The following is a 22,337-nucleotide window of genomic DNA, read 5'->3' as shown; positions in this document are numbered from 1 at the left end:
CGACGACTATTACGGCCACATAGTGGTAGCAGACATATCCATTTCGGTATGTTCTACCTCAGGGCCTAAAACCACTTGCTCACCTTTGCGAACAAATACCGCCAGCTCATTCAAACCTAGGATTTGCTCGTAGTACTTACCGCCTTGGTAAGTGTCTTCGTCGGTAGGTGAAGTGCTAGCAGCATTAAAACGAACCCAATCACCTTCTGGTAAATAGAACTTCACTTTACCGCCAGGCACAATACAAGGCACCACTAACAAGCTTTCGCCGCACATGAATTGTTGCTCAAACTGGCTAGCAAGTGGGTCGTTAGGGAAAGCGAGTGCCATAGAACGCTGCACTGGTAAGCCGGTTTCACTGGCTTGTTGCGTAGCTTTTTCTAAATAAGGCAGTAAGCGGTAACGCAGCTTTAGCGCATTAAAGACAGCATCAGACGCTGCTTCACCGTATGACCAAGGTTCGCGAGGGCCAATGCCATGCAGGCGCATGTGAGCAGAGAATACTGATGCCTGTGCCCAGCGAACGTAGAGTTCAGCGTCGCGGGTATCTTTATAGAACCCGCCTATGTCGGTGGCGAAGAATGGACCACCCGACATGCCCCAAGATAAGCTACCGCGGATACTCGCAGCTAGACCATGCCAGTCTGCTTGAGGATCGCCGCCCCACTGGGCAGGAAAACGTTGGCTGCCGGTCCATGCTGAACGACTGAACAGAAATGGCCCGGTTTTACAGTATTTCTCAGCCGCTTCGTACACGCAGCGGTTATACAGCATGCTGTATACGTTATGCAGGCGGTCACCTGAGTCACCACTGTAAGAGAGCATGTTGTCATCTTCTAACTGCTCACCAAAGTCGGCTTTAATCATATCAACACCCAATTCGAACAGAGGCTTGTGTGATTCTTTCCAAAATTCGTAAGCGTCAGGGTGGGTGAAATCTAAAATACCTGAATCAGGTAGTGGCGTAAGTACTTCACCGAAGGGGCTTAAATCCCATTCGTAGCGATAAGCTTCGCCCGTGCGTTTGTCTTTAATTAACCAGCCTTTTTCAGCGGCCTTTGCGTACAGTGGATTTTTCACTGAAATCATGGGGTATTCCCATACGCAAATTTTAAAGTCCATTGCTTTTAGTTCATCAAGAACCGGCTTAGGATCGGCATAGCGAGTTGGGTCCCATTCAAATGCAAAACGGGTATCGGTGTCTTGCCACGCTCGGCCATCTAGCGTAATGACGTCGCAAGGCATGTTCTTTTCACGCACTTCGCGGGCAACAGCTAATAGCTCTTGTGAGTCTTTATAGTAGGCCTTGGAAAGAATAACGCCTAGGCTCCACTTTGGTGGAACAGGGGCAAAGCCGGTTAAGCTACTGTAAGTATGAATACTTTTCGCCGGGCTATCACAATGATACAAGAACATATCTAGCAAGGTGTCTTCTACCACGCAAACGTATGCCCGCTGCGACCAAGGCGCATAGCCCACACCGTGCGTAACCGGCGTTGGCGTGTGAACAAAAAGGTTCCAGCCTTCAGGGCTCCAAGCGTAAGGGGTATTTTTATAAGACTTTTCCGTGTTTACGCCAAGTGCATCATGATTATATGAACGAACCAACTGGCCGCGTTTATCTAGCTTGCCCCACTTTTCACCTAAGCCGTATATGGATTCATCGTCGCCAAGTTCTAGGCAAACAATCCAGCCCGCATCGGTTTTCGCGAAAGGCGGTAGGCGATGTTGGCGCACAAAGTGACCGTCGGTAGCCGATTCTTGTACTACAATATCGTTTCGATAAAGTTTGAAATGAAGTGGAGCAGAAAAAAGCGCTAAACGATAGTCTCCTGCATTAACGGTGCAGTGTTGCTCATCGCCTGTGAAAACCAGTTGCTGAGTATCTGGCGTAGTAATAAGCATGCCATAGTCAAAGCCATCATCTAACGTGGCATTTTCTCCACCTTACTGAATACGTAGGCCGAATTGGCTGATAGAAAATAGTAAACTGCCATATTGGGTAGGCACCGCTAGGTGATGATCGTCTTTCAGATAAGGGCTCGCGGTAATGTCTGCCGCCTTTATGCTGTTCCAGTCTGGCTCGGTTACCGAAAATGCATTACTCATATCACTTCACTCTTCGTGTCTTATATAAGACATAAGTTAATGAAATGTAACTTGGCTGTCAACGAGCAATTACACTTTTCAGTGCAAAATATTACAAGTGTGGGTTGTATGAGAAACGGCGAATGGCGTTATTGCTATCAGTTGATGCTTCTAGCCTGTGTTTAGTTAAACACGTGGGGCACGTTTTGAAGAATCAAGGTTAGCCCACTAAGCGCTAATGTACTAATGGCCAGTAATCTTACCACGCTTGGTTCAACTCGCGCAGCTAGTAGCCTACCAATGCGCGTAAAGATTAAGATCAGGGGGATAGCAAAGAGGGTAGATACAACCGTAGTATGATCGGGCAGTGTCCCAAAAGGTACCATGGCTAAACGGATAAGCGCGGTAACACTAAAGATTGCAAGCAGGGTATATCGCACTTCGTGCACAGACCAATTCTGGCGATAACACTGAAATACAACAGGTGGCCCAAAAGTAGAAAATAACCCGCCTAATATGCCGCCCAATGCACCAGACACCAAAAAGCCCCACCCTTTGCCTGAGGCAGCAGATTGGCTTCTTTTCACAATAAGTAGCAAACAGCAGGTTAATATTGCCAGCCCAAGCAGAATATTTAACCAAATCGACAATCCAGCGGAAAGGTATTCAAGCAGAGCATAGCCTACTGCGATAAAAGGTATGCCACCAATCAACACAAGCGTGAAGGCTTTGCGGTGGATAAGGTGAACATTCTTCAAGACAATACTGGTTGAGTTAACTAACCCTAAAGCGCTAATTAAAAAAGTGGTGGCGGTAAGGGGAAGTAAATTAAACAAGGTAAAACTAGATACCACCATTAACCCAAAGCCAAACCCACTTAAGGTTTGCAGTACAGTAGCAAAGCCCAATAGAATGAACATAGGGACTAGGGTTTCAAGTAACATTTTGCATCTACACCTGTAGTTGAGTGTGATTTACATCAAAAATGCGCTATAACTCTTGTGTATGATATAACAACAAAAATTAAGCATTAGGTTAGGGTTTCATGTCTTCATCTCAGTTCGACCACAAACTAAGTGGTCCCAGTCTTGCGTTCCAACCGCTCTATCAGCAAGTTGCCGAGTATATAAAGCAGCTCATTGTGGAGCGCCGGTGGCAGCCTGGTGAAATGTTGCCAAGCGAGTTCAGACTAGCTGATGAATTTAACGTTAGCCAAGGCACAGTTCGTAAAGCGTTAACCTTGCTTACCGACACGAAAATTGTAACACGTCGCCAGGGTGTAGGTACCTTCGTTTCCGAGCATACTGCACAAGATGCCCTGTTTCGATTTTTCCCGTTGCAAGCTGATGGCAAGGGGGCAGACCTACCCAAAGCCGAGCTGCTTGGCATAGAACTCATATCCCCAGATAAAAACGTACAAACCGCGCTAAATCTATCCGGTAAAGAGCGAGTGACAAAACTTGAACGTCGCCGCATTTTAGATAACGAGTTTTGTATGCTGGAAACGATTTTCCTGCCTGCTAAATACTTTGCCGGTATGCACGAACGCAAAGATATTCCACATACCTTATACCATTTTTACCAAACAGATTTTAATCAAACCGTCTTTAAAACCCGAGACGGTATTAAAGCGGTACTGGCCTCAGATAACGATGCCAAGCTACTACAAATAAAGGCCGGCGAGCCGTTGTTGCTGGTAACACGGGTGACAGAGTCTATAGACGGTAAACTGATTGAATATCGCGAAAGCAAATGTAGGAGCGATCACTATCATTACCAAGTAGAGCTCGATTAAATCAGGGCTAGCAACCCTTCTACTCGCTTAGCGCACAACCTTTTTAAATCGCCACACTCTGTACATATTGCTGCTACTTTTAATGCAGCTCCTATCAGCATTCTACGCTTTAATAGCGATGCCTTTAAAACCAGGGACCTTTAAAGTTATACCTACAAAATAAGGGCTTCGGTAGACCGTCATTCAATAACGTCACTTCGTTATAAACACAAAAACCACTTCGCGAGTATCAAAAAGTGAGTGCCCAATTTATTTTGTTAACACTTTGTTGACATGGCATGCGTCCTATAATAACTTATGTCTTATACAAGACTAAAGTCTTTTTTATTAAACAGGATTAAAGATATGAACGCGTTAGAGAAAATTCCTGAGGTTGGGTTTGGTTTCTGGAAGGTAGATACCGCCATTTGTGCTGATACAGCATACGAGGCCATAAAGGCAGGCTATCGTCATTTAGACTGTGCCGCTGATTATGGTAATGAAAAAGAAGTGGGCGAAGGTATTCAGCGTGCTATTAAAGATGGTCTTTGTACCCGTGAAGAGCTTTGGATCACATCTAAGCTTTGGAATACCTTCCACGCGCCAGAGCATGTGCCGCTAGCACTTGAAAAAACATTGAGCGATTTACAGCTAGATTATATCGACTTGTACCTTATTCATTTCCCAATAGCGCAAAAGTTTGTACCTATTGAAACTCGTTATCCACCAGAGTGGTTTTACGATACTACGCAAGAGAACCCAACGATGGAGTTGGCGCCTGTTCCACTTTATAAAACATGGGAAGCCATGGAAAGTTTGGTAGATAGCAAAAAAGTAAGCCGTATTGGTGTGTGTAATTACAACACTGGGCTACTTCACGACCTAATGAGCTATGCCCGTATCAAGCCTGCCATGTTGCAAATTGAGTCACACCCTTACCTAACACAAGAACGATTGATTCGTTTAGCGAAAGACTACGACATGAACGTTACTGCGTTCTCGCCACTTGGTGCACTGTCTTATCTTGAGCTAGAAATGGCGGATAAAACGGAGTCGGTACTAGAGCAAGACGTCGTGAAAAAAGCAGCTACGGCTCATGGAAGAACACCTGCACAAGTGGTACTTCGCTGGGGCGTACAACGTGGCAATGCCATTATCCCTAAAACGTCGAAGCCTGAAAGAATGCGTGAGAACTTAGCGTTGTTTGATTTTGAACTTACCGACGAAGAAATGCAGGCTATTTGTGCGCTTAACATGAATCGACGTTTTAACGATCCGGGGCACTTCTGTGAAGCAGCCTTTAATCGTTTCCACCCTATTTACGACTAGGAGAGTACTATGAGCAACGCAATCGAATATGCCAATGTGCCAACCCAACACCGCTATAACGGTCAAGTCTTCCCGCAAATTGTGGTGAATAACGATGGCTGTAAAACCGTTGAAGAAACGGTGATGTTTATTCAACAAAATCAGGCTGAGCTAGAAGCACAACTCGCCATATCGGGGGCGTTGTTGTTTAGAGGGTTTCCTTTAAACTCTGCGGAAACCTTTGATATTTTTTCAGCCGGTTTTGGTTATGCAAACTTCACCTACAAAGAGTCGCTATCTAATGCAGTTCGCATTAATTTCACAGAACGGGTTTTTACTGCAAACGAAGCGCCTAAAGATGTAGAAATTTTCTTACATCACGAAATGGCACAAACGCCAATTTCACCTAGCAAAGTATTCTTTTACTGCCAGTCAGCAGCCGACGAGGGTGGTGCGACACCCTTATGCCGTTCAGATAAATTGTTTGAAGCATTAAAGGCTGAAAACCCAACGCTTGCTAGCGATTTTGCTGAAAAAGGCTTGAAGTACACTACCACCATGCCTGCTGCCGATGATGCTAATTCTGGTCAAGGCCGCAGCTGGAAAAGCACGTTAAGTGTAAAAAGTACAGCAGAAGGCGAAGCCAAATTAAAAGAGCTCGGCTACAGCTGGGAATGGTTGGAAGATGGTAGCTTACGCGCCGTTACTCCTGAGTTACCCGCGGTTATTGATTTAGGCGATGGTTCACATTCATTTTATAACCAATTAATCGCGGCTTACATGGGGTGGAAAGGTGTGCGTGAAAATCCATCTTCAGCCATCACCTTTGGCGATGGCTCTGCTATTCCAAAAGAAGGGTTAGAGCGAATTGCTGAATTGTCGCAGCAGTTTACTTTCGACCTCGAGTGGCAAGACGGTGATGTTGCCTTGGTTGATAACTATCGTGCGATGCATGGCCGCCGTCCCTTCTCGGGTGAAAGAAAGCGCCAAGTGTTAGTGGCACTTGTTGCTGCTGAGCGTTAATTGTTATGACCGAGTTTGCCGCAAAGTGTAAATCGATTTGGCCTGGTTTTGGTATTGCTACAATAACCGGTATGGCAGCGCTTTTTTTAAGTGAGCATTATGGCGCCCCTGCCATGTTGTTCGCGCTGTTACTGGGTATGGCAATCTCATTTTTGTATCAGGCCGATGGGGTGTGCAAATGCGGCATTGATTTCACTGCCAGCACGCTATTGCGTGCCGGTGTAGTGCTGCTTGGTTTGCGCATTGCTTTGGACGACTTAGTCGTACTCGGTTGGCAAACTGCGGCAATGCTTGCCTTTGCTATTTTCTCAACCATAGTGTTGGGCGTGGTAATGGCAAAAAGCGTAGGAATGCAGAAACGCTTTGGCGCACTAACTGGCGGCTCGGTAGCCATTTGTGGCGCCTCTGCGGCATTAGCGATTTCTACTATTCTGCCTGCTGGCAAAAACCATGAACGAGATACTTTGCTCACGGTGATTGGTGTAACGGCCATGTCGACTATCGCTATGATTGTTTACCCGATTATCGCAGGTCAGCTAAACATGAACGATACCGAAGCGGGTATTTTCCTAGGCGGTACTATTCATGATGTGGCCCAAGTGGTAGGGGCCGGTTATTCGGTATCTGAAGATGCCGGCGATATGGCTACGCTCACTAAACTCGTGCGAGTTGCCATGTTATTGCCTGTTGTTATGATCATGATGGTGATAGTAAAACGTGCACACAGCAGCGTGCAGGATCTCGATGGCGAGATGCCTAAACTACCCGTGTTCTTAGTGGGTTTTGTGGCTCTTATGCTATTAAATAGTTTTGTTACCCTACCTGAAGTGGTTATCGATTCAGGTTCACAGATATCACGCTTTTTCCTTGTGGTATCAATTACTGCCATCGGTATGAAATCAAACTTAGGTAAATTGGCTGAAGTGGGCATGTTACCTATTGTACTTATTGTGACTGAAACCCTGTGGATAGCTTTGCTTATTTTAGGTTATCTGTTTTTGAACTAGTTCTTGAGTTAGCTTTTTTAAGTTAGTTTTTCGTCAAAAATGCACTCGTAAAGGAGGCAATGCGTGCCTATCTCAAACAAATCTAAGCAGGGTGTGAGCACGCATTCTGAATCATCAGACCAACAGCCTTTAGTAAACAAAACCGGTATACATGCCCTTTACGCCGAAAATCCTATCGCCGCCGACGAACAGGTATTTGGCAGAAAAACCGATGGCCTTACACGCCGTGGTTTTCTATCAGGATTTAAAACCCTCTCATTATTACTAGGCGCAGAAATTGTTTATGGCCGTTTTATGCCAGCAGGGCTTATTCCCGCAGCATTAGCACAGACAGAAACGCCCTTTAGCATTGAAGGTAAAGACGGGTTAGTGGTATTAAACGACAGGCCTATTAACGCCGAAACACCCGCGCATTTACTTGACGATAAGATTACGCCAGCGTCGAAATTATTTGTGCGAAACAACGGGATTGTACCTGAAATAACGCCTAAAGATTTTGATGAAAATGCGTGGACACTCACTATTGAAGGGGAGTCGGCAGCAACATCACGCACTTTCACGTTAAGTGAGCTTAAAGCCAATTTTAAACACTACACCTATCAATTAACGCTTGAGTGTGGCGGTAATGGTAGAGCTGAATTTTCGCCTGCGGCCAGCGGAAATCAATGGACTACCGGCGCGGTAGGCTGCCCGTCATGGACGGGAGTACGTTTAAAAGACGTACTTAACGCAGTAGGTATCAAAGATGATGCTGTCTACATTGGTTACTACGGTGAAGACTTGCATTTGAGTCGAACGCCGGGCAAAGCAGCTATCTCTCGTGGCGTACCTATTGGCAAAGCGCTAGAAGATGAATCGTTAATTGCTTTTGAAATGAATGGCGAACCGTTACCGCTTATGAACGGCTTCCCTATGCGGTTAATGTTTGGCGGTTGGCCTGCTTCCACATCGGGTAAGTGGCTGTCTAAAATTGTTATTCGCGATCGGGTACACGATGGCGCGAAAATGGGCGGCAATGCCTATCGTGTGCCGTGCAAACCAGTCGCACCAGGCACGAGTGTGCCAGAAGACGAAATGTGTATTATTGAAGCCATGCCGGTGAAATCCTTGATTACCCACCCCAAGTCCGGTGCCGAGCACAACAAGGGCAAAGCGTTGGCAGTACGCGGGCATGCATGGAGCGGCGAAGCTTCAATAGCCAAGGTGTTCACCTCAATTGATTTTGGGCAAACTTGGCAACAAAGTACTTTGTCGAAGCCAGTTAATAGGCATGCTTGGCAGCACTTTAATTCAGAAATTAACTTCAAGCAGGCTGGCTACTATGAAATTTGGGCGCGAGCTGAAGATGCAAATGGCCGTTCTCAGCCAATGGTGTTACCTGGTTGGAACCCCAAAGGTTACTTAAACAATGCGTGTCATCGCATTGCAGTAAAGGTAGTGTAGCCAATGAGCAGGCAGAGAAGCGCGCTAATGCTATCGGTGTTATGTGCTACATCACTAGTAACGCTAGCTAACGAACATAAGCTCAACCCCGCGACAGGGCTTGTTGATGCTACGGGGCATAATATGGTGGCTGCACACTGTACTGCCTGTCATTCCGCTAAGCTTATTTCGCAAAATCAAATGAGCCGCGAACGTTGGCTTGAAACTATTCGCTGGATGCAAAGCACACAAAAGTTATGGCCCTTAGGTGAGGCTGAACCTGTCATCTTAGATTACCTTACGACGTGGTATGGGCCCAAAATCCAAAGTCGACGTGCACCTATTCCAGCTCATCTAATGCCACAAGGATCAGACTAGTTTCATCGCGGCTAAAAACTAAAACACCTAGTTTACAAACATCAAAAACGGGAGCCTATGCTCCCGTTTTTGATGTTTGTAATCTAGATGCTAGGTAAGGTTAACTTAAGCCCAGATAGGCGAAGCTAAGCCCAGCTAAACTAAACATTAACTCGCTAGCCCAGCAATCACTCGCTATGGGCACGCAATGTCTGACATTAGCGCATCATCACTAGGAGCATTTGCTTCAAAGCGTACATTAGATACCAATAACGATGCCGACGCGTTAGCGTTAAGCGCAAATGGTGAGAAAAGCTCAGCAAATGACGCGCCTGCTTCTACGAAACAGCGTGAAGGAATAACAACCGTTTGCCATTCGTTTGAATTCGCCGCGAAGCTATTTAACGGCAACGACACACCGCAATCACGACTACTACAACCAATAGACACACTAAGGTTATCTAGGCCTTCTGCTAATTTCACATCAAGCACAAGTGCCGATCCATCTTCACTGTAATCACGCATATCTTCAGGGAAGGGCGAATAGAAGCCTACAGTCGCTTTGTCAGTAAACGTTAGCGATAGGCTATCTTCTTGCACCATGCGGTCGGTGGTACGTACACTTGCGCCTTCAGATTTCACCGTATTGCTTGCTACCCTAGTATCACCCGAGGCGTCTTTAATCATTAGTTGCCAAGGCTTTTGTGTAGAAAGTACGTAAATATCATGAGCAGGTAACGGTGCGTTTGCATCAACGCCAGTCGACTCAGACAGCGGCGCTTCGATAGGATCAGACTCGCCGAACGCTAATCCATAGCCATATGCAAACTGTGCAGTTTCACCATCATCTTTGTTCACAATTTGGGTCGGCGTTGCTGGCCATGAAAATGACAATTTACCGTGCATAGGGTATTTTATGTCACCGTTTTTCTTGGTGAACAATACATCGGCAACACCTTGGCCTTCAGAGCCAGGTAACCAGGCTACTACAAATGCATCACTGGCGTTAATTTCTGGGTTTACCCACAATGGACGGCCGGTAATGAAAACAGACACCACAGGAATACCTTGGCCCTGGAAAGATTTCAACAGCGCAAGATCTGACTTGTCGCCACGTTGATATTCAACATTTGAAATATCGCCATTGCCTTCAGCATAAGGATTTTCACCAAATACGATAATCGCCACATCAGGTTTTGCTTTTGAAGCGGTTTCAATCACACCCGCTTCAAACGCTGTTCCTTCAAATAGCGTAGCCGTTCCGCCCGCTTCGCTAACCGCTTGCTCAATACCCTCAAAAATAGAGGTTGCACCTGGGAAGTCACTATTTTTATTACCCGTGCCTTGCCACGTTATAGTCCAGCCGCCTGATTGCTTACCTATATTATGGGCAGCATCGCCAGCAACAACCACGTTCATATTTGGCGCTAGGGGCAGCAAGTTATCTTGGTTTTTAAGCATCACTAGCGACTTTCGAACCGCTGAACGAGCAATATCGCGATGAGCTTGTGCACCAATAATCTCGCTATTGCCTGATAACGCACGGTTAGCCGGAGAAGGTTGCTCAAACAGACCCATGCGCACTTTAACCCGCAATACGCGGCGTACCGCATCGTCTAAACGAGACTGTGGGATAACACCAGATTTGACCTGTGCAATGGTGTTTTCGTACAAAGGTTTCCAAGCACTGGTAGGCACCATAAAGACATCAAGCCCTGCATTCATAGCTTGTGGGCAGCTTTCGTTAGTACAGCCTTCAATTTGACCGTGACCATTCCAATCACCGACTACAAAGCCGTCAAAGCCCATTTTGTCTTTTAGCACATCAGTAAGTAAATATTTGCTGCCGTGAATTTTCTTGCCATGCCAGCTGTTGAATGAGGCCATTACCGACTGTGAGCCAGCATTTAAGCCTTCAACGTAGCCTTGTGCGTGAATGCGAAATAAGGTTTCTTCGTCGGCAATGTTGTTACCTTGATCGTCGCCACCTTGTGTTCCGCCATCACCAATAAAGTGCTTTACCGTTGAGATAACATGGTTATCGTCAATGCTGCCACTGGCAATATCGCCTTGCATGCCAGATACAATAGCCTTGGCATAAGCGCCTACAATGGCAGGGTCTTCTGAATAGCTTTCATAGGTTCTTCCCCAACGATCATCACGGGCTACCGCAACAGTTGGCGCGAATATCCAATCAATGCCAGTCGCACGTACTTCTTTGGCAGTCGCTTCGGCAATTTGAGTGATAATGGCAGGGTCGTTCATCGCACCCAAACCAATATTATGTGGAAACAAGGTAGCGCCAATGACGTTGTTGTGACCATGTACTGCATCGGTTCCCCACATGGTTGGAATGGTGCTTCCGTCAACAGAGTCGTCTATTGATGCTTGATACATGGCATCGGCAATGGCAATCCAATCTTGAGGTGTAGCGTGCTTATCATTATTGGGAAATGCACCACCGCCATTTAAGTACGAACCAAACCCGTAGGTACGCATGTCTTCTAGAGTCACATCGCGAATTTCAGGCTGTATAGTTTGCGCCACTTTTTGCTCAAGGGTCATAGTAGATAAGATTTCGTCTACTTTAGCTTCCACCGCTTCGCTGTTTTCTGTACTAAAGGTAATTTCAGGCCAAAAGTCGGGTACTGATTTTTGTGATGCTTGCTCAGTCAGCTCAGTTTTCGGCGTGCTAGCCTCGTCTGTCGCTGGCTGACAACCTGCCATAACCAATGCTGCGGCAATTAATGAATATGAACTTAGTTTCATAAAAATCCCTTGTTTATTTGTGGCTAGCAGCCAAGTTAACGGTAGCACCACGAAGCCCGTAATAAGCAATATATAAATAGCAAATAACCGGCAATAAGAAAGAAAGTTGAACACCCACGTTGTCAGCAATAACACCTTGCAGCAGTGGTACAATAGCACCGCCAACTATGGCTAAACACAACATGCCTGAAGCTTGTGCGGTTTTTTGGCCTAAGCCCTTTAATGCCAAGCTGAAAATGGTAGGGAACATGATAGAGTTACAAAGGCCAACGGCTAATATAGTCCACATGGCGATATTACCGCTGCTGAATACCGAAACAATTATAAGTGTGCATGAGGCAAATGAGTTTACGGCCAGTAGTTTGCCCGCGGCCACTTTTTGCATTACCGCGGCACCAATGAAACGCCCTACCATAGCGCCACCCCAATAATAGGCGATGTATTTAGACGCTTGGCTTTCGCTCATGCCTTTAATGCTTTCTAGTCCAAAGTAGTTTACCAAGAAGCTGCCAATCGCAACTTCAGCGCCTACGTATAAAAACAAACCTAGCGCACCCAATGACAGGTGGCGATGTTTTAATAAACCGGTATCTGTCGTGGTAGCGACATCCATTTCACTGTGCGTGGGTGAGGGAAGCTTCACTTTAACCATAACCACAGCCATGGCCACTAATACAGCGGCCAATGTTAAATAGGGAAGGACTACCGCATTTGCATCTACTGCTGCGTTTTCCATTCCTTCATGGGCACCAAATAATACGATGCCACCAATAATTGGCGCGACTGTAGTACCCAACGAGTTAAACCCTTGGGTCATGGTGAGTCGACTAGAAGCGGTATCTGGGTTACCCATAATGGTTACCAAGGGGTTTGCAGCCACTTGCAAAATAGTGATACCTGAAGCTAATACAAACAATGCCCCTAAGAACATCCAATACTGAGTGAAAAGCGCTGAAGGAATAAATAGCACACAGCCTACTGCAGCAGTAATTAACCCCACACCAATGCCTTTTTGATATCCGGTCGCACTCACTAACTTTCCGGCTGGAATAGAAATAAGAAAGTAGGCGCCAAAGAAGCACGATTGCACCAGCATAGCTTGAGTATAAGAAAGCGAGAACAACGCTTTCAAATGAGGAATAAGGATGTCGTTCAGTGCGGTAATAAAACCCCACATAAAAAATAACGACGTTAACGTAGCTAACGCAAGTTGACTGGTGGTTGTAGACCCAGCCGTGGTTTTTATTGTTTGATTCATAGGTAACGCCCTGAATTCACTTGTTAGTAAACGAAATTTCGTGTTCGCATTTGGCTTGTTGGTTACTTTGCGTTAACGAATTGGTTCGGTATTTGTTAACACTTTGTTGGTCAGTATAGGGGGCGAAAATGAAAATGCAAGCGCTTACATTGTTTGATTGTATGCGTTTACATTTTTATTTAAATATTACAAATACCTGCTGTGTTCTCCTGCCTTTTTAATAGTTTGACGTTTCATAGTTAATATTATTTACCAATAGCACTTGCTTTTTCTCTTCAAATAAATAAGATCAAATGCAAATTGTTATCATTTGCATTATTGATTAGAAAGTAAATTAAATGAATCATTCTTACACTGTTACTTTGCTATTAGCGAGCACGCTACTGCCAACATACGCCCTAGCCGAAACCGAGGCGCCGGTTGAACGCGTTGTGGTAACGGGAACACGTACACCCAAGCTTTTAGGTGCATCACCGGTAAAAATCGATGTGGTAGATAAAGCGGAAATTTCCAGGCTTAGCAAGGGAACGTTAAGGCAAGTGTTAGAAGTGATGCCCGGTGTGGTAGTTCGGCGCAGCCAAAAAGACGGCTACAACGTACAGCTGAATGGGTTTAACGGCGACCATGTGTTGGTGTTAATTAACGGACAGCCAGTTATCTCTCCTACAGGCTCTTCAGTCGACTTAGACCAAATTAGTGTTGCCAACATTCGCCAGATTGAAATTGTACGCGGCGCAGCATCGGTTCTTTACGGTAGTTCAGCCATGGGGGGCGTTATCAATATTATTACTGATGTGCCAGAAGGCTCACAGTTATCCGCCGACTATGAACTTTCTCACTACAGTGATGATGGGCTCGACAGCGATACCCTAGGGCACACGGCTAAGGTTAGTGCGGCTAAAGAGATAAAGCACTGGCAGCTAGGATTGACCGCACAGCATATTACGAACCCCGGCTTCGATTATGACCCTAATACCGTGTCTCAAGATGGTGGTGCGGTGGATAAATCCTTTGTGCAGTTTTCCTTATCAACAGGTATCAATGACCTCGATTTTAGTTACAAAGGCCAATGGCTAGATGAACAGAAAGACAAACCTCAGTCCGCTATTCCAGGGCAAGTTAGCATTATCAGTTATGTGTCTAGCGTTACCCAATGGCAGCACGATGTAAAACTTGCTGAACAGCAGAATTGGCATGTTAATGGGCGCTATTTGTCTCACGATGAACAAAGCGGTAATACCAATGGCTTGCGCCAAACCGATATTCAATTAGCGGAAATTGAGGCGCAGAAAATTCTATCTTTGGGTGATGTTGAGTGGGTAGGGGGATTGGTAGCCCATGCTGATAACTTAGACCAGCAAAATGTGGCAACGGGAACGGTAGAAGTTAACGATGTTAGCCGAGAAAGCACCGAAGCGTACTTGCAAGCTAATTGGCAGCAAAACGATACTCAAGCCTTATTGGGCCTTCGAGTACAAAATGATTCTGATTTTGGTTGGCATACGGCGGCAAAGCTCAGTGGTAGTCAAAGCTGGAAACTTGATGAAATCACACTACAAGTACGTGGCGGCGGTGGTACCAGTTATCGAGTACCTAATTTAAAAGAGCGTTACTACGTGTTCGATCACAGCAACCTAGGTTACATGGTATTGGGCAATGAAGACCTTGTGCCAGAAACGGCGCTGAGCGCCAATGTAGGATTGAATGGGCGATTAACTCCGAAACAAAGTCGATGGTGGTATCAGGCCGATATCGATTTTCATTACACAGAAGCAGAAGACTTTATTACCACCGCGGTAGATGTAGAAGCATCACAAGAGGCCGGACTTGATATCTCTATGTACGAAAACCTCGATGAAGCCACGCTTTACGGTGCTGATTTGAGCGTAAGCGCGCAAAACGATAACTGGCAGTGGCAACTTAACTATAGCTACTTACATGCCGAAGATGGTGATTCTGAGCGCTTGCCCGAACGGCCCACTCATTTAGTGAAAGCCTCAGTGACCTACCAATTTGATAAAAGTGATACCAGCGTTCAATTGTATGGCGTGCATGAAAACGACGTCTCTCCCACCTCTGGTTACACCGTTACCGCGAAAGACAGCTACACCACCTTAAATGCCGTGGTGCAGCATGACTTTTCTCGCCACTGGCAAACCCGCTTGGGGGTTGAAAACCTTACCGATGAACATCGCTCACCCGATTCACTTTCGGCGGGGGCTTTTGATGCTCGGCCTATTTCAGCTCGCCGAGTTTATTTAGGCGTGAGTTATCAATACTAATTCGTCTGTAGAAACCGAGCACTTAAGAACAACTACCTAAAGACAGAAAAACCTAACAATAAAAAAGCAAATAAGAGAAGTAAGCATAGGCGCCGTTTAATCGATTAATAACAACGGCTAAACACACCACTTAAAAAGGAACATACACATGAATAAAACATATTTAGCATTATTACTTGCGATGACATTGGGGCTTGTAGCCTGCGGTGGCTCTGATAGTAGCGATCCAGTTATTGAAACCCCTGATCAAAGTGGTGAAGATAGTGGTGAAGACAGCGCCGATAATTCAGGTGACGAAACCGATGACAGCGCGGGTGATGAAGGTGAAACCAGTAATGAAGTGGCTACAATTTATGGGCCGTACAGCACAGGTAGTACATCTGAACCGGTTGCCGTGTATTTTGATTTAGATACACAAACCCAGGTTACGCTTACCGAAGAAGAAGCCGCGAGCGACACCACTTGGGATATCGGCTTTAAACGCACGTCGGTATTTTTAAATACAGCACAAGAGACGCCAGTAAGTGTCTACTTTACTGCCAACAACAGTGACTTCTACGATGATAGTGGGGCAGCTGTGGCAGACTTATTTTTAAGTGCGACCGCTGATAGCGAGCTTGATGATTATTTAGCCGTAACAACGAGCGATGTGCCAGATACCGACGCTTTTTCTACCGATACCGAGTCTGCCGTTATTGGCGATACTTTTTATAATTATGATACCACTACCCATGTAGTGACCGCGGCCAGCGATACTTACTACGTGGTGTCATCAGATGAAAATTACACCAAATTCCATGTGACTGACATTGTGACTGAAGGGCGTGGTATCGGCGAAATTACATTGGGCGTAATGCATCAAAGTGTACTTGATGGGCAAACCACGTTTGCAGAAGAAGTACCGCTAAGTGTTAACGCAGTAGGGTGTACGTCGCCTATCTACGTCGATTTCGATTTGCAGCAAGAAGTAACAGAAACCGATGCATGGGACATCACAATACCTTGTGCTGATGGCGCAGGTGAATTTGCCTTATCTATTGCCGAAGATGCAACCGTACTTCGCACCGATGCTGATACCTATGCAGGCATAGATACCGAAGCCGCTGCATTTTATGGTTTCAGTGCTGAAACTGTCAGTGACTACGCGTTTACCGCTAACAACTGGTACTACTATGACAGCACAAGTCACTTGTTGTACTCACAGTTCGGGGTATACCTGATATCGGCAGGTGATAGCGTATTTAAATTTCAAATTACTAGCTACTACGATGAAGACGGAACGTCCGGCGCTTACAGCTTCCGCGCCGATCCTGTTACCGAGGAGTAATTAATGGCTAAAACCAAATTACCCAGCTTAGTTAGCACGAAAAAGGTGCTACATAGGCTAAGCGTGATAAGTGTATTTTGGTGTTTAGGTAGTGGCGGCGCGTATGCTGCCGCTACATCCTCAGCACCTAATACCCACACAGCACAGTCCGCATCTTCGGTACATGAAAACCAGCAAGCTGACACGCCTCGAATTATTGCTGCGGGCGGTAGTGTGACGGAAATTATTTACGCGCTAGGGCGGGGTGATTGGGTGGTGGCAACAGACAGCACAAGTATGTTTCCCGCGGCGGCGACTGAGGTAACAAAACTAGGCTATTTTCGTCAACTTAGTACAGAAGGCGTGCTTGCCCAACAGCCTTCTTTGCTATTAGGAGCGAGTGCCACAGGCCCAGAACCCATGTTAGAGCAAGTTGCCAAAGCAGGGGTTGATGTACACGTTTATCATGTCTCAAAAGACATAGACGGTTTAAGCGAGATGGTGTTTGATATTGGTCACAGAGTGTCGGCGGTAGAGAAAGCCGAGCAGCTTGTTACTGACTTACATCGTCAAGTGGACGTTCAGCAAAGGCAATATTCCGAAGCAATAGCATCTTACGCAAGTACAGGTTACCCCAACACTATTAATGCGCTTTTCGTGGTAGCGAATAATGATAGAGGCATTACCGTGGCAGGGGCCAAAACTGTACCGCAAGCACTGTTTGATACCTTGGGTATGACCAATATTGCAAGCGATCTCAATGGCTACAAATTGATGGATGCCGAGTCAGTGCTTATGCGAAATCCCGATGTCGTGTTTGCAGCAGGACATATGTTGCATGGCGAAAATGCCCTGAGTTCTCTGTGTTCACACCATGCTATTGCCGCAACATTTGCGGGCCAACATTGTTTGGTCAAAGCAATGGATAGCAGTATTGGTCTAGGATTGTCCCCCCGTTTTGCGATTGCGCTAAAAGCCGTTGCTGAACATGGCTTACGTGCTTTATCTATCAAAGCGGCAGATACCCCAATGCAAGAACCGGTGAGCTCCCAGTCTGCAATTCAAAATGGTGTCATTCAAGAGCAGGCTATTCAAGTGAGTATTGCTAAAAGCCCTATTGCAGAAAGTACCGGCGTAGATAAAAGCACAAAGACAGACACCCAGGGTATGGGAAGGTTCGAGTGACAGCGTCTACCTCAACCCACGGCTCTGCCACTAGCTCGCCGCTGGCAAAAGCGTCGCCGACAAAGCCCCCGGTGACAAATAACCCGCTGCCTGAAAAGATGCAGAAAAATAATGTATCAGCCGTCATGGTAAACCTGCTTTCAACAAGAGCAAGGCGCAATCGGCATGGCCTAACACTTCTTGGTGCACTGTTGGTACTAAGCGCTTACGTAGGCGTTGTGAGCGGCAGCTTATCGATTAATGTGGGAGAGTTGGTGTGGCATGAACTCTCTGAGCTAACAGGGCCGTTTTTTTCTCAAGGGGCTTCTATTGAGGAAAGCGGCGTTAATCGAGAGGCAACGCCACTTGGCGCTTCAACTACATTTAATAGTACGCATTGGTACGTACTTACTGAACTGCGACTACCACGGGTTATTATGACCTTATTTATTGGGGCGCTATTGGCAGTGTCAGGTTGTGCTATGCAGGGCTTGGTAAGAAACCCATTGGCGGATCCAGGTTTAATCGGTATTGCCGGTGGCGCCGCGGCTGCAGCAGCAGTCAGCATGGCTATAGTGCCGCCACTCGTACCCGCGCTCGCCTCTGTTTGGGTGGCACTTTGGGCGTTTGGCGGGGCGTTATTGTCCGTGTGGACCGTGTTACGTTTTGCTAATAGTGCGCAAGGTGTCTCGGTGGCTACGCTAATACTTGCAGGGGTAGCAATAAATGCTTTCACCGGCACCATTATTGGCGCCATTAGCTATGTGGCCAGCGACGATGCACTTCGCCAAATTACCTATTGGACTATGGGCAGTTTAGCAGGCGCTAGTTGGACCTTATGCGCGCTGGTGGCAGCAGCCGGCATTATCGCTATTACAGGTTTAATGATGTCTCGTAATGCGCTTAATTTATTGGCGCTAGGTGAAAACGAGGCGGCTTACATGGGGCTGAATGTAGCGCGTTATAAGCAAATTATACTGTGGTTGGTGGCATTTGCTGTCGCCTTAGCAACCGCTCTGTGCGGCATTATCGGGTTTGTGGGTTTAGTTGTGCCGCACATGTGCCGCACATTATTTGGCGTCAATCACAATGTACTCATTCCTGCTTGTGCATTAATGGGGGCACTGTTGTTAACGGTTGCCGATACGTTGGCTCGTACATTATTCACTCCAATGGAAATCCCTATAGGTATTGTCACATCCGCCATAGGAGCACCTTTTTTCTTGTATCTGCTATGGCAACAAAAAGGGGTATTTAATGGCTCGCTGTAACCACGCTGAATCACAGACGCATGAAACCCTACTCACCCTCATTGATGTCGATGTTATTAGGGGAAAACGACAGCTACTGTGCAACCTTAATCTTGTGTTTAATGCGGGGGAATTTATTGCCCTTGCGGGCGAAAACGGCTGCGGGAAATCATCCCTGCTTACTGTGATAGGCGGCCTAGCGCCGCTTGATAAAGGCACGCTTTTGTTTAACGGTGAGGCCCTAAGTGAAATAGGTTTGCGAAAGCTTGCAAACTATCGCGCGGTCATGGCGCAAAGTGCGTCTACCCCTTTTGGCTTTGTAGTAGATGAAATATTGCAGTTAGCGCGTCATCATATTATTGAGTCGCCTGACAATCGACATCATATTATCGGCAAGATTGCTGAGCAGTTTGACATTACTCACTTGTTGTCGCGAAATATTCAAACCTTGTCAGGGGGCGAGCGGCAAAGAGTATTTTTAAGCAAAGCAATATTGCAGTTACTACCGGTAAACCCAAAGGACAGCTTAGTTGGAAAACTGTTGCTGCTTGATGAGCCAACCTCTGCACTAGACCTACGGCATCAAAAGTTGGTGATGCAGCAATTGGTCAGTCTTAGTAAACAGGGGCTTTGCATAATATGTGTGAGTCACGACCTTAATTTAATTTCACCTTATTGCAGCAGAATGATTTTACTGGCTGAGCAGGGGTGTATAGCCGATGATAGGCCTGAAAATGCGCTAACCATAGACACATTAGCTCGCTGCTATCACACCCAATTAAACCTTATTCGTAACCAAGAGCACGATGTGTTTGTTACACATTAATTTAAAAAGACGGAGTTTCTTATGAGCATGCAAGACATTGCATTTTCAGCAAAACAATTAAGCCGAACTCACCATAGTGGTGTGCTAGGAACCCATTCAACGTCAATGCCTGGGTATCCCTTTGGTTCGGTCGTTCCTTATTACCTTACGCCCGCCGGTGATGCCATTATCTACATTAGTGATATTGCCCTGCACACTCGTAATATTAAAGCGAACGATAAAGTCAGTTTAACCATCTTCGATGCTGCTGAAGATGATTCTCAAGCCAATGGTCGAGTGACTATTATGGGCAACGCAGAACTCGCTAACAAAACGGATGTGAAAGCACAGTATCTAAGATTGTTTCCACAGGCTAAGGGTTATGAGCAAACCCATGACTTTAACTTTTATGTTATCCGCGCTGAGCGAGTGCGATTTATTGGCGGGTTCGGGAAAATCCACTGGATAGATAAAGCGTACTGGCAGGTTGAAGAGCAAGAGTGGCATAAGCCGCCAGACGGTATGATCACGCATATGAATGAAGACCATCAAGATGCCATGCAGTTAATTTTACAGCATAAAATCGGCGTGAATATTGAGCATCCTATTATGCACAGTGCATTTCCAGAAGGTATGCATTGCGGTAGCGAGGAAGCGACCTGGTTCATTCCATTTGAATCCATTTGTGAAACTTCCACCGATGTTCGAAAAGCCCTTGTCAAACTGACTAACGATGCACGCACGGCATTGAACATACCCAAAGCGAGCTAAAAGATTCGCGTTATCGAAACGTCGTGTTCTTTTATCGCCGCAAGTGCTAGATATCCTACTTTTATTGGACACCCAGCGAAGTGCTTAGCTGGGTGTTCTTCTGTGAATAAAATGTAAAATTCTTCTCTGTTACTCCTTGTCTCTATATGAAAGCGCTTACATAAAATGCTACACTTTGTTCCATATAATCGGCTTTGTACATAAGTTGCCAATAGCGCACCTTATATAAAGCGCTAATACACCTTGGCTTTGCACAATCTAAGTATTGTTAGTGCCTGTGATATTCATTTTTTATTGTCTGTTGTAGACAGGCGCTGATACACACATTCGAATAAGGTTTTGTACACATGGAAATTTTAGCCCAACCTGGCTCTCCTTTTATGCAATCAAATTTCACTATGGGGGTTGCGACATCGTCATTTCAAATAGAGGGCGATGCAGACAACAGAGAGCCAAGCATTTGGGATACGTTTTGCAATACACCTGGAAAGATTGCCGATGGTAGTCATGGCCTAGTGGCATGTGATCATGTAAACCGCTTGGAAGAAGACTTAAGCATTATCGATTCGTTAAATGTAGACGCTTATCGATTTTCCATTAGCTGGCCACGAATTATTAAAAAAGATGGTTCGGTTAATCAACAAGGCCTCGATTTCTACCTTGCCTTGCTAGCCAAGCTAAAGCAAAACAACATAAAGCCTTACGTCACTCTATATCACTGGGATTTACCGCAGTATTTAGAAGATGAAGGAGGCTGGTTAAATAGAAAAACGGCCTATGCGTTTGCTGAGTATGTGGATGTGGTGAGTAAAGCTTTCGGTGATAACGTTTTCTCATACGCCACCTTAAATGAACCCTTTTGTAGTGCTTATTTAGGGTATGAAGTCGGCATTCATGCTCCAGGGAAAGTGGGTAAAGAGTTTGGTAAAAAAGCCATACACCATTTGTTGCTGGCTCATGGTTTAGGCATGCGCGTACTGCGTAAAAATGTACCCAATATCGAGTCTGGCGTGGTACTTAACTTTACCCCGTTTTACCCAAACTCTAATGATGAAAAAGATATTCGTGCCACAAAATTAGCGCACGATCATCACAACGACTGGTACATTAAACCGTTAATGCATGGTTGTTATCCTGCTCTTATCGATGACATTCCGGCAGCGCACCGGCCAGATATTCTCGATGGCGATATGGATATCATTTCTGAGAAAATAGATTACTTAGGTGTGAATTATTACACTCGCGCTAAGGTTTCCGATGATGGCTCTGAAGATCCTTGTCAGTTGCCAGCCCCAGAGGGAAGTGAAACTACCGCAATGGGCTGGGAAGTTTACCCGCAAGGGTTAACTGATTTGCTGCTACAGTTGCATAATGACTACCCACTACCACCGCTTATTATCACTGAAAATGGCTTGGCCAGTGATGATACGTTAACAAAAGATGGGGCAGTAAACGATGAGCAGCGTATTCGATATCTAACCACTCATTTGCAGGCGGTAGCTGATGCCATTGAAGCAGGGGTTAATATAACAGGCTATTTTGTTTGGAGCTTGTTAGATAATTTTGAATGGGCGCTGGGTTATGAGAAACGCTTCGGTATTATTTACGTTGATTACGATACGCAAAAACGAACGTTAAAAGCCAGTGCACTAAGATTACAACAATTGCTAGAAGAAAGACGAAAAGCGTTAAACGCAGCCTGATAGATGCGCAATTGATTAAAAGCATAAAATAATAAGGCTATGTTCTGCTA

General features: G+C 45.8%; 16 protein-coding genes and 1 pseudogene. 13 read left to right on the top strand and 4 right to left on the bottom strand.

Annotation, left to right across the window (positions count from 1 at the left end):
• Positions 1–9 precede the first annotated feature (9 nt).
• Positions 10–2,109, bottom strand: a pseudogene (locus C7Y69_RS19215) (alpha-xylosidase).
• A 161-nt stretch (positions 2,110–2,270) separates the two neighbouring features.
• On the bottom strand, positions 2,271–3,032 hold the full coding sequence (locus C7Y69_RS19210; protein ID WP_126873857.1) for a sulfite exporter TauE/SafE family protein: 762 nt from the start codon (positions 3,030–3,032) through the stop codon (positions 2,271–2,273).
• 101 nt (positions 3,033–3,133) lie between these two features.
• On the opposite strand from C7Y69_RS19210, the gene C7Y69_RS19205 reads away from it, so the two are divergent.
• The 6 genes from C7Y69_RS19205 to C7Y69_RS19180 all read left to right on the top strand — a co-directional run bounded on the left by C7Y69_RS19205 (position 3,134) and on the right by C7Y69_RS19180 (position 9,000).
• Positions 3,134–3,883, top strand: coding sequence for a GntR family transcriptional regulator (locus tag C7Y69_RS19205; protein WP_013786422.1), 750 nt, complete (start codon positions 3,134–3,136; stop codon positions 3,881–3,883).
• A 345-nt stretch (positions 3,884–4,228) separates the two neighbouring features.
• Positions 4,229–5,191: an aldo/keto reductase gene (locus tag C7Y69_RS19200; protein WP_126873856.1), complete on the top strand. Its 963-nt coding sequence runs from the start codon at positions 4,229–4,231 to the stop codon at positions 5,189–5,191.
• 9 nt (positions 5,192–5,200) lie between these two features.
• On the top strand, positions 5,201–6,193 hold the full coding sequence (locus C7Y69_RS19195) for a TauD/TfdA family dioxygenase (protein WP_126873855.1): 993 nt from the start codon (positions 5,201–5,203) through the stop codon (positions 6,191–6,193).
• A 5-nt stretch (positions 6,194–6,198) separates the two neighbouring features.
• The gene (locus C7Y69_RS19190) at positions 6,199–7,200 is read left to right on the top strand and encodes a YeiH family protein (RefSeq protein WP_126873854.1); all 1,002 of its coding nucleotides are present in this window, start codon (positions 6,199–6,201) and stop codon (positions 7,198–7,200) included.
• A 174-nt stretch (positions 7,201–7,374) separates the two neighbouring features.
• Positions 7,375–8,643 (top strand): sulfite oxidase, encoded by a 1,269-nt coding sequence (locus C7Y69_RS19185; RefSeq protein WP_409513442.1) that lies wholly within the window; start codon positions 7,375–7,377, stop codon positions 8,641–8,643.
• Between the two features lie 3 nt (positions 8,644–8,646).
• Positions 8,647–9,000 carry a hypothetical protein gene (locus tag C7Y69_RS19180; protein WP_126873852.1) on the top strand — a complete coding sequence of 118 codons (354 nt, stop codon included), beginning with the start codon at positions 8,647–8,649 and terminating at the stop codon, positions 8,998–9,000.
• Between the two features lie 174 nt (positions 9,001–9,174).
• On the opposite strand, the gene C7Y69_RS19175 is transcribed toward C7Y69_RS19180, so the two are convergent.
• Both C7Y69_RS19175 and C7Y69_RS19170 read right to left on the bottom strand, forming a co-directional pair.
• On the bottom strand, positions 9,175–11,748 hold the full coding sequence (locus C7Y69_RS19175; protein WP_126873851.1) for a glycoside hydrolase family 3 protein: 2,574 nt from the start codon (positions 11,746–11,748) through the stop codon (positions 9,175–9,177).
• A gap of 13 nt (positions 11,749–11,761) precedes the next feature.
• Positions 11,762–13,006, bottom strand: a complete 1,245-nt coding sequence (locus C7Y69_RS19170; RefSeq protein WP_013786414.1) for a sugar MFS transporter — start codon at positions 13,004–13,006, stop codon at positions 11,762–11,764.
• Positions 13,007–13,344: 338 nt separating this feature from the next.
• Between C7Y69_RS19170 and C7Y69_RS19165 the strand changes: the two genes are divergently transcribed.
• The 7 genes from C7Y69_RS19165 (at position 13,345) to C7Y69_RS19135 (ending at position 22,287) form a co-directional block, all read left to right on the top strand.
• Complete coding sequence (locus C7Y69_RS19165) at positions 13,345–15,288, top strand: TonB-dependent receptor plug domain-containing protein (RefSeq protein WP_126873850.1); 1,944 nt, start codon at positions 13,345–13,347, stop codon at positions 15,286–15,288.
• Between the two features lie 148 nt (positions 15,289–15,436).
• Positions 15,437–16,615, top strand: a complete 1,179-nt coding sequence (locus C7Y69_RS19160) for an HmuY family protein (RefSeq protein ID WP_126873849.1) — start codon at positions 15,437–15,439, stop codon at positions 16,613–16,615.
• A gap of 3 nt (positions 16,616–16,618) precedes the next feature.
• Positions 16,619–17,779 carry a hemin ABC transporter substrate-binding protein gene (locus tag C7Y69_RS19155; protein ID WP_126873848.1) on the top strand — a complete coding sequence of 387 codons (1,161 nt, stop codon included), beginning with the start codon at positions 16,619–16,621 and terminating at the stop codon, positions 17,777–17,779.
• Positions 17,776–19,029, top strand: coding sequence for a FecCD family ABC transporter permease (locus tag C7Y69_RS19150; protein ID WP_126873847.1), 1,254 nt, complete (start codon positions 17,776–17,778; stop codon positions 19,027–19,029). The genes C7Y69_RS19155 and C7Y69_RS19150 overlap by 4 nt, the downstream gene beginning before the upstream one ends.
• Positions 19,016–19,834 (top strand): ATP-binding cassette domain-containing protein, encoded by an 819-nt coding sequence (locus C7Y69_RS19145; RefSeq protein WP_126873846.1) that lies wholly within the window; start codon positions 19,016–19,018, stop codon positions 19,832–19,834. The genes C7Y69_RS19150 and C7Y69_RS19145 overlap by 14 nt, the downstream gene beginning before the upstream one ends.
• 21 nt (positions 19,835–19,855) lie before the next feature.
• Entirely contained in the window at positions 19,856–20,584 is a 729-nt protein-coding gene (locus tag C7Y69_RS19140) for a HugZ family protein (protein ID WP_126873845.1), read from the top strand.
• Positions 20,585–20,931: 347 nt separating this feature from the next.
• A complete protein-coding gene (locus tag C7Y69_RS19135) occupies positions 20,932–22,287 on the top strand; it encodes a GH1 family beta-glucosidase (RefSeq protein ID WP_013786406.1) in 1,356 nt (451 codons plus the stop codon).
• Positions 22,288–22,337 lie beyond the last annotated feature (50 nt).

Origin of the sequence: Alteromonas sp. KS69 (assembly GCF_003989595.1) — a bacterium.
In the GTDB taxonomy this organism is placed as follows: domain Bacteria; phylum Pseudomonadota; class Gammaproteobacteria; order Enterobacterales; family Alteromonadaceae; genus Alteromonas; species Alteromonas naphthalenivorans.
Note: the sequence above shows the minus strand (reverse complement) of the source record. Positions and strands in the feature narration are given on the sequence as shown.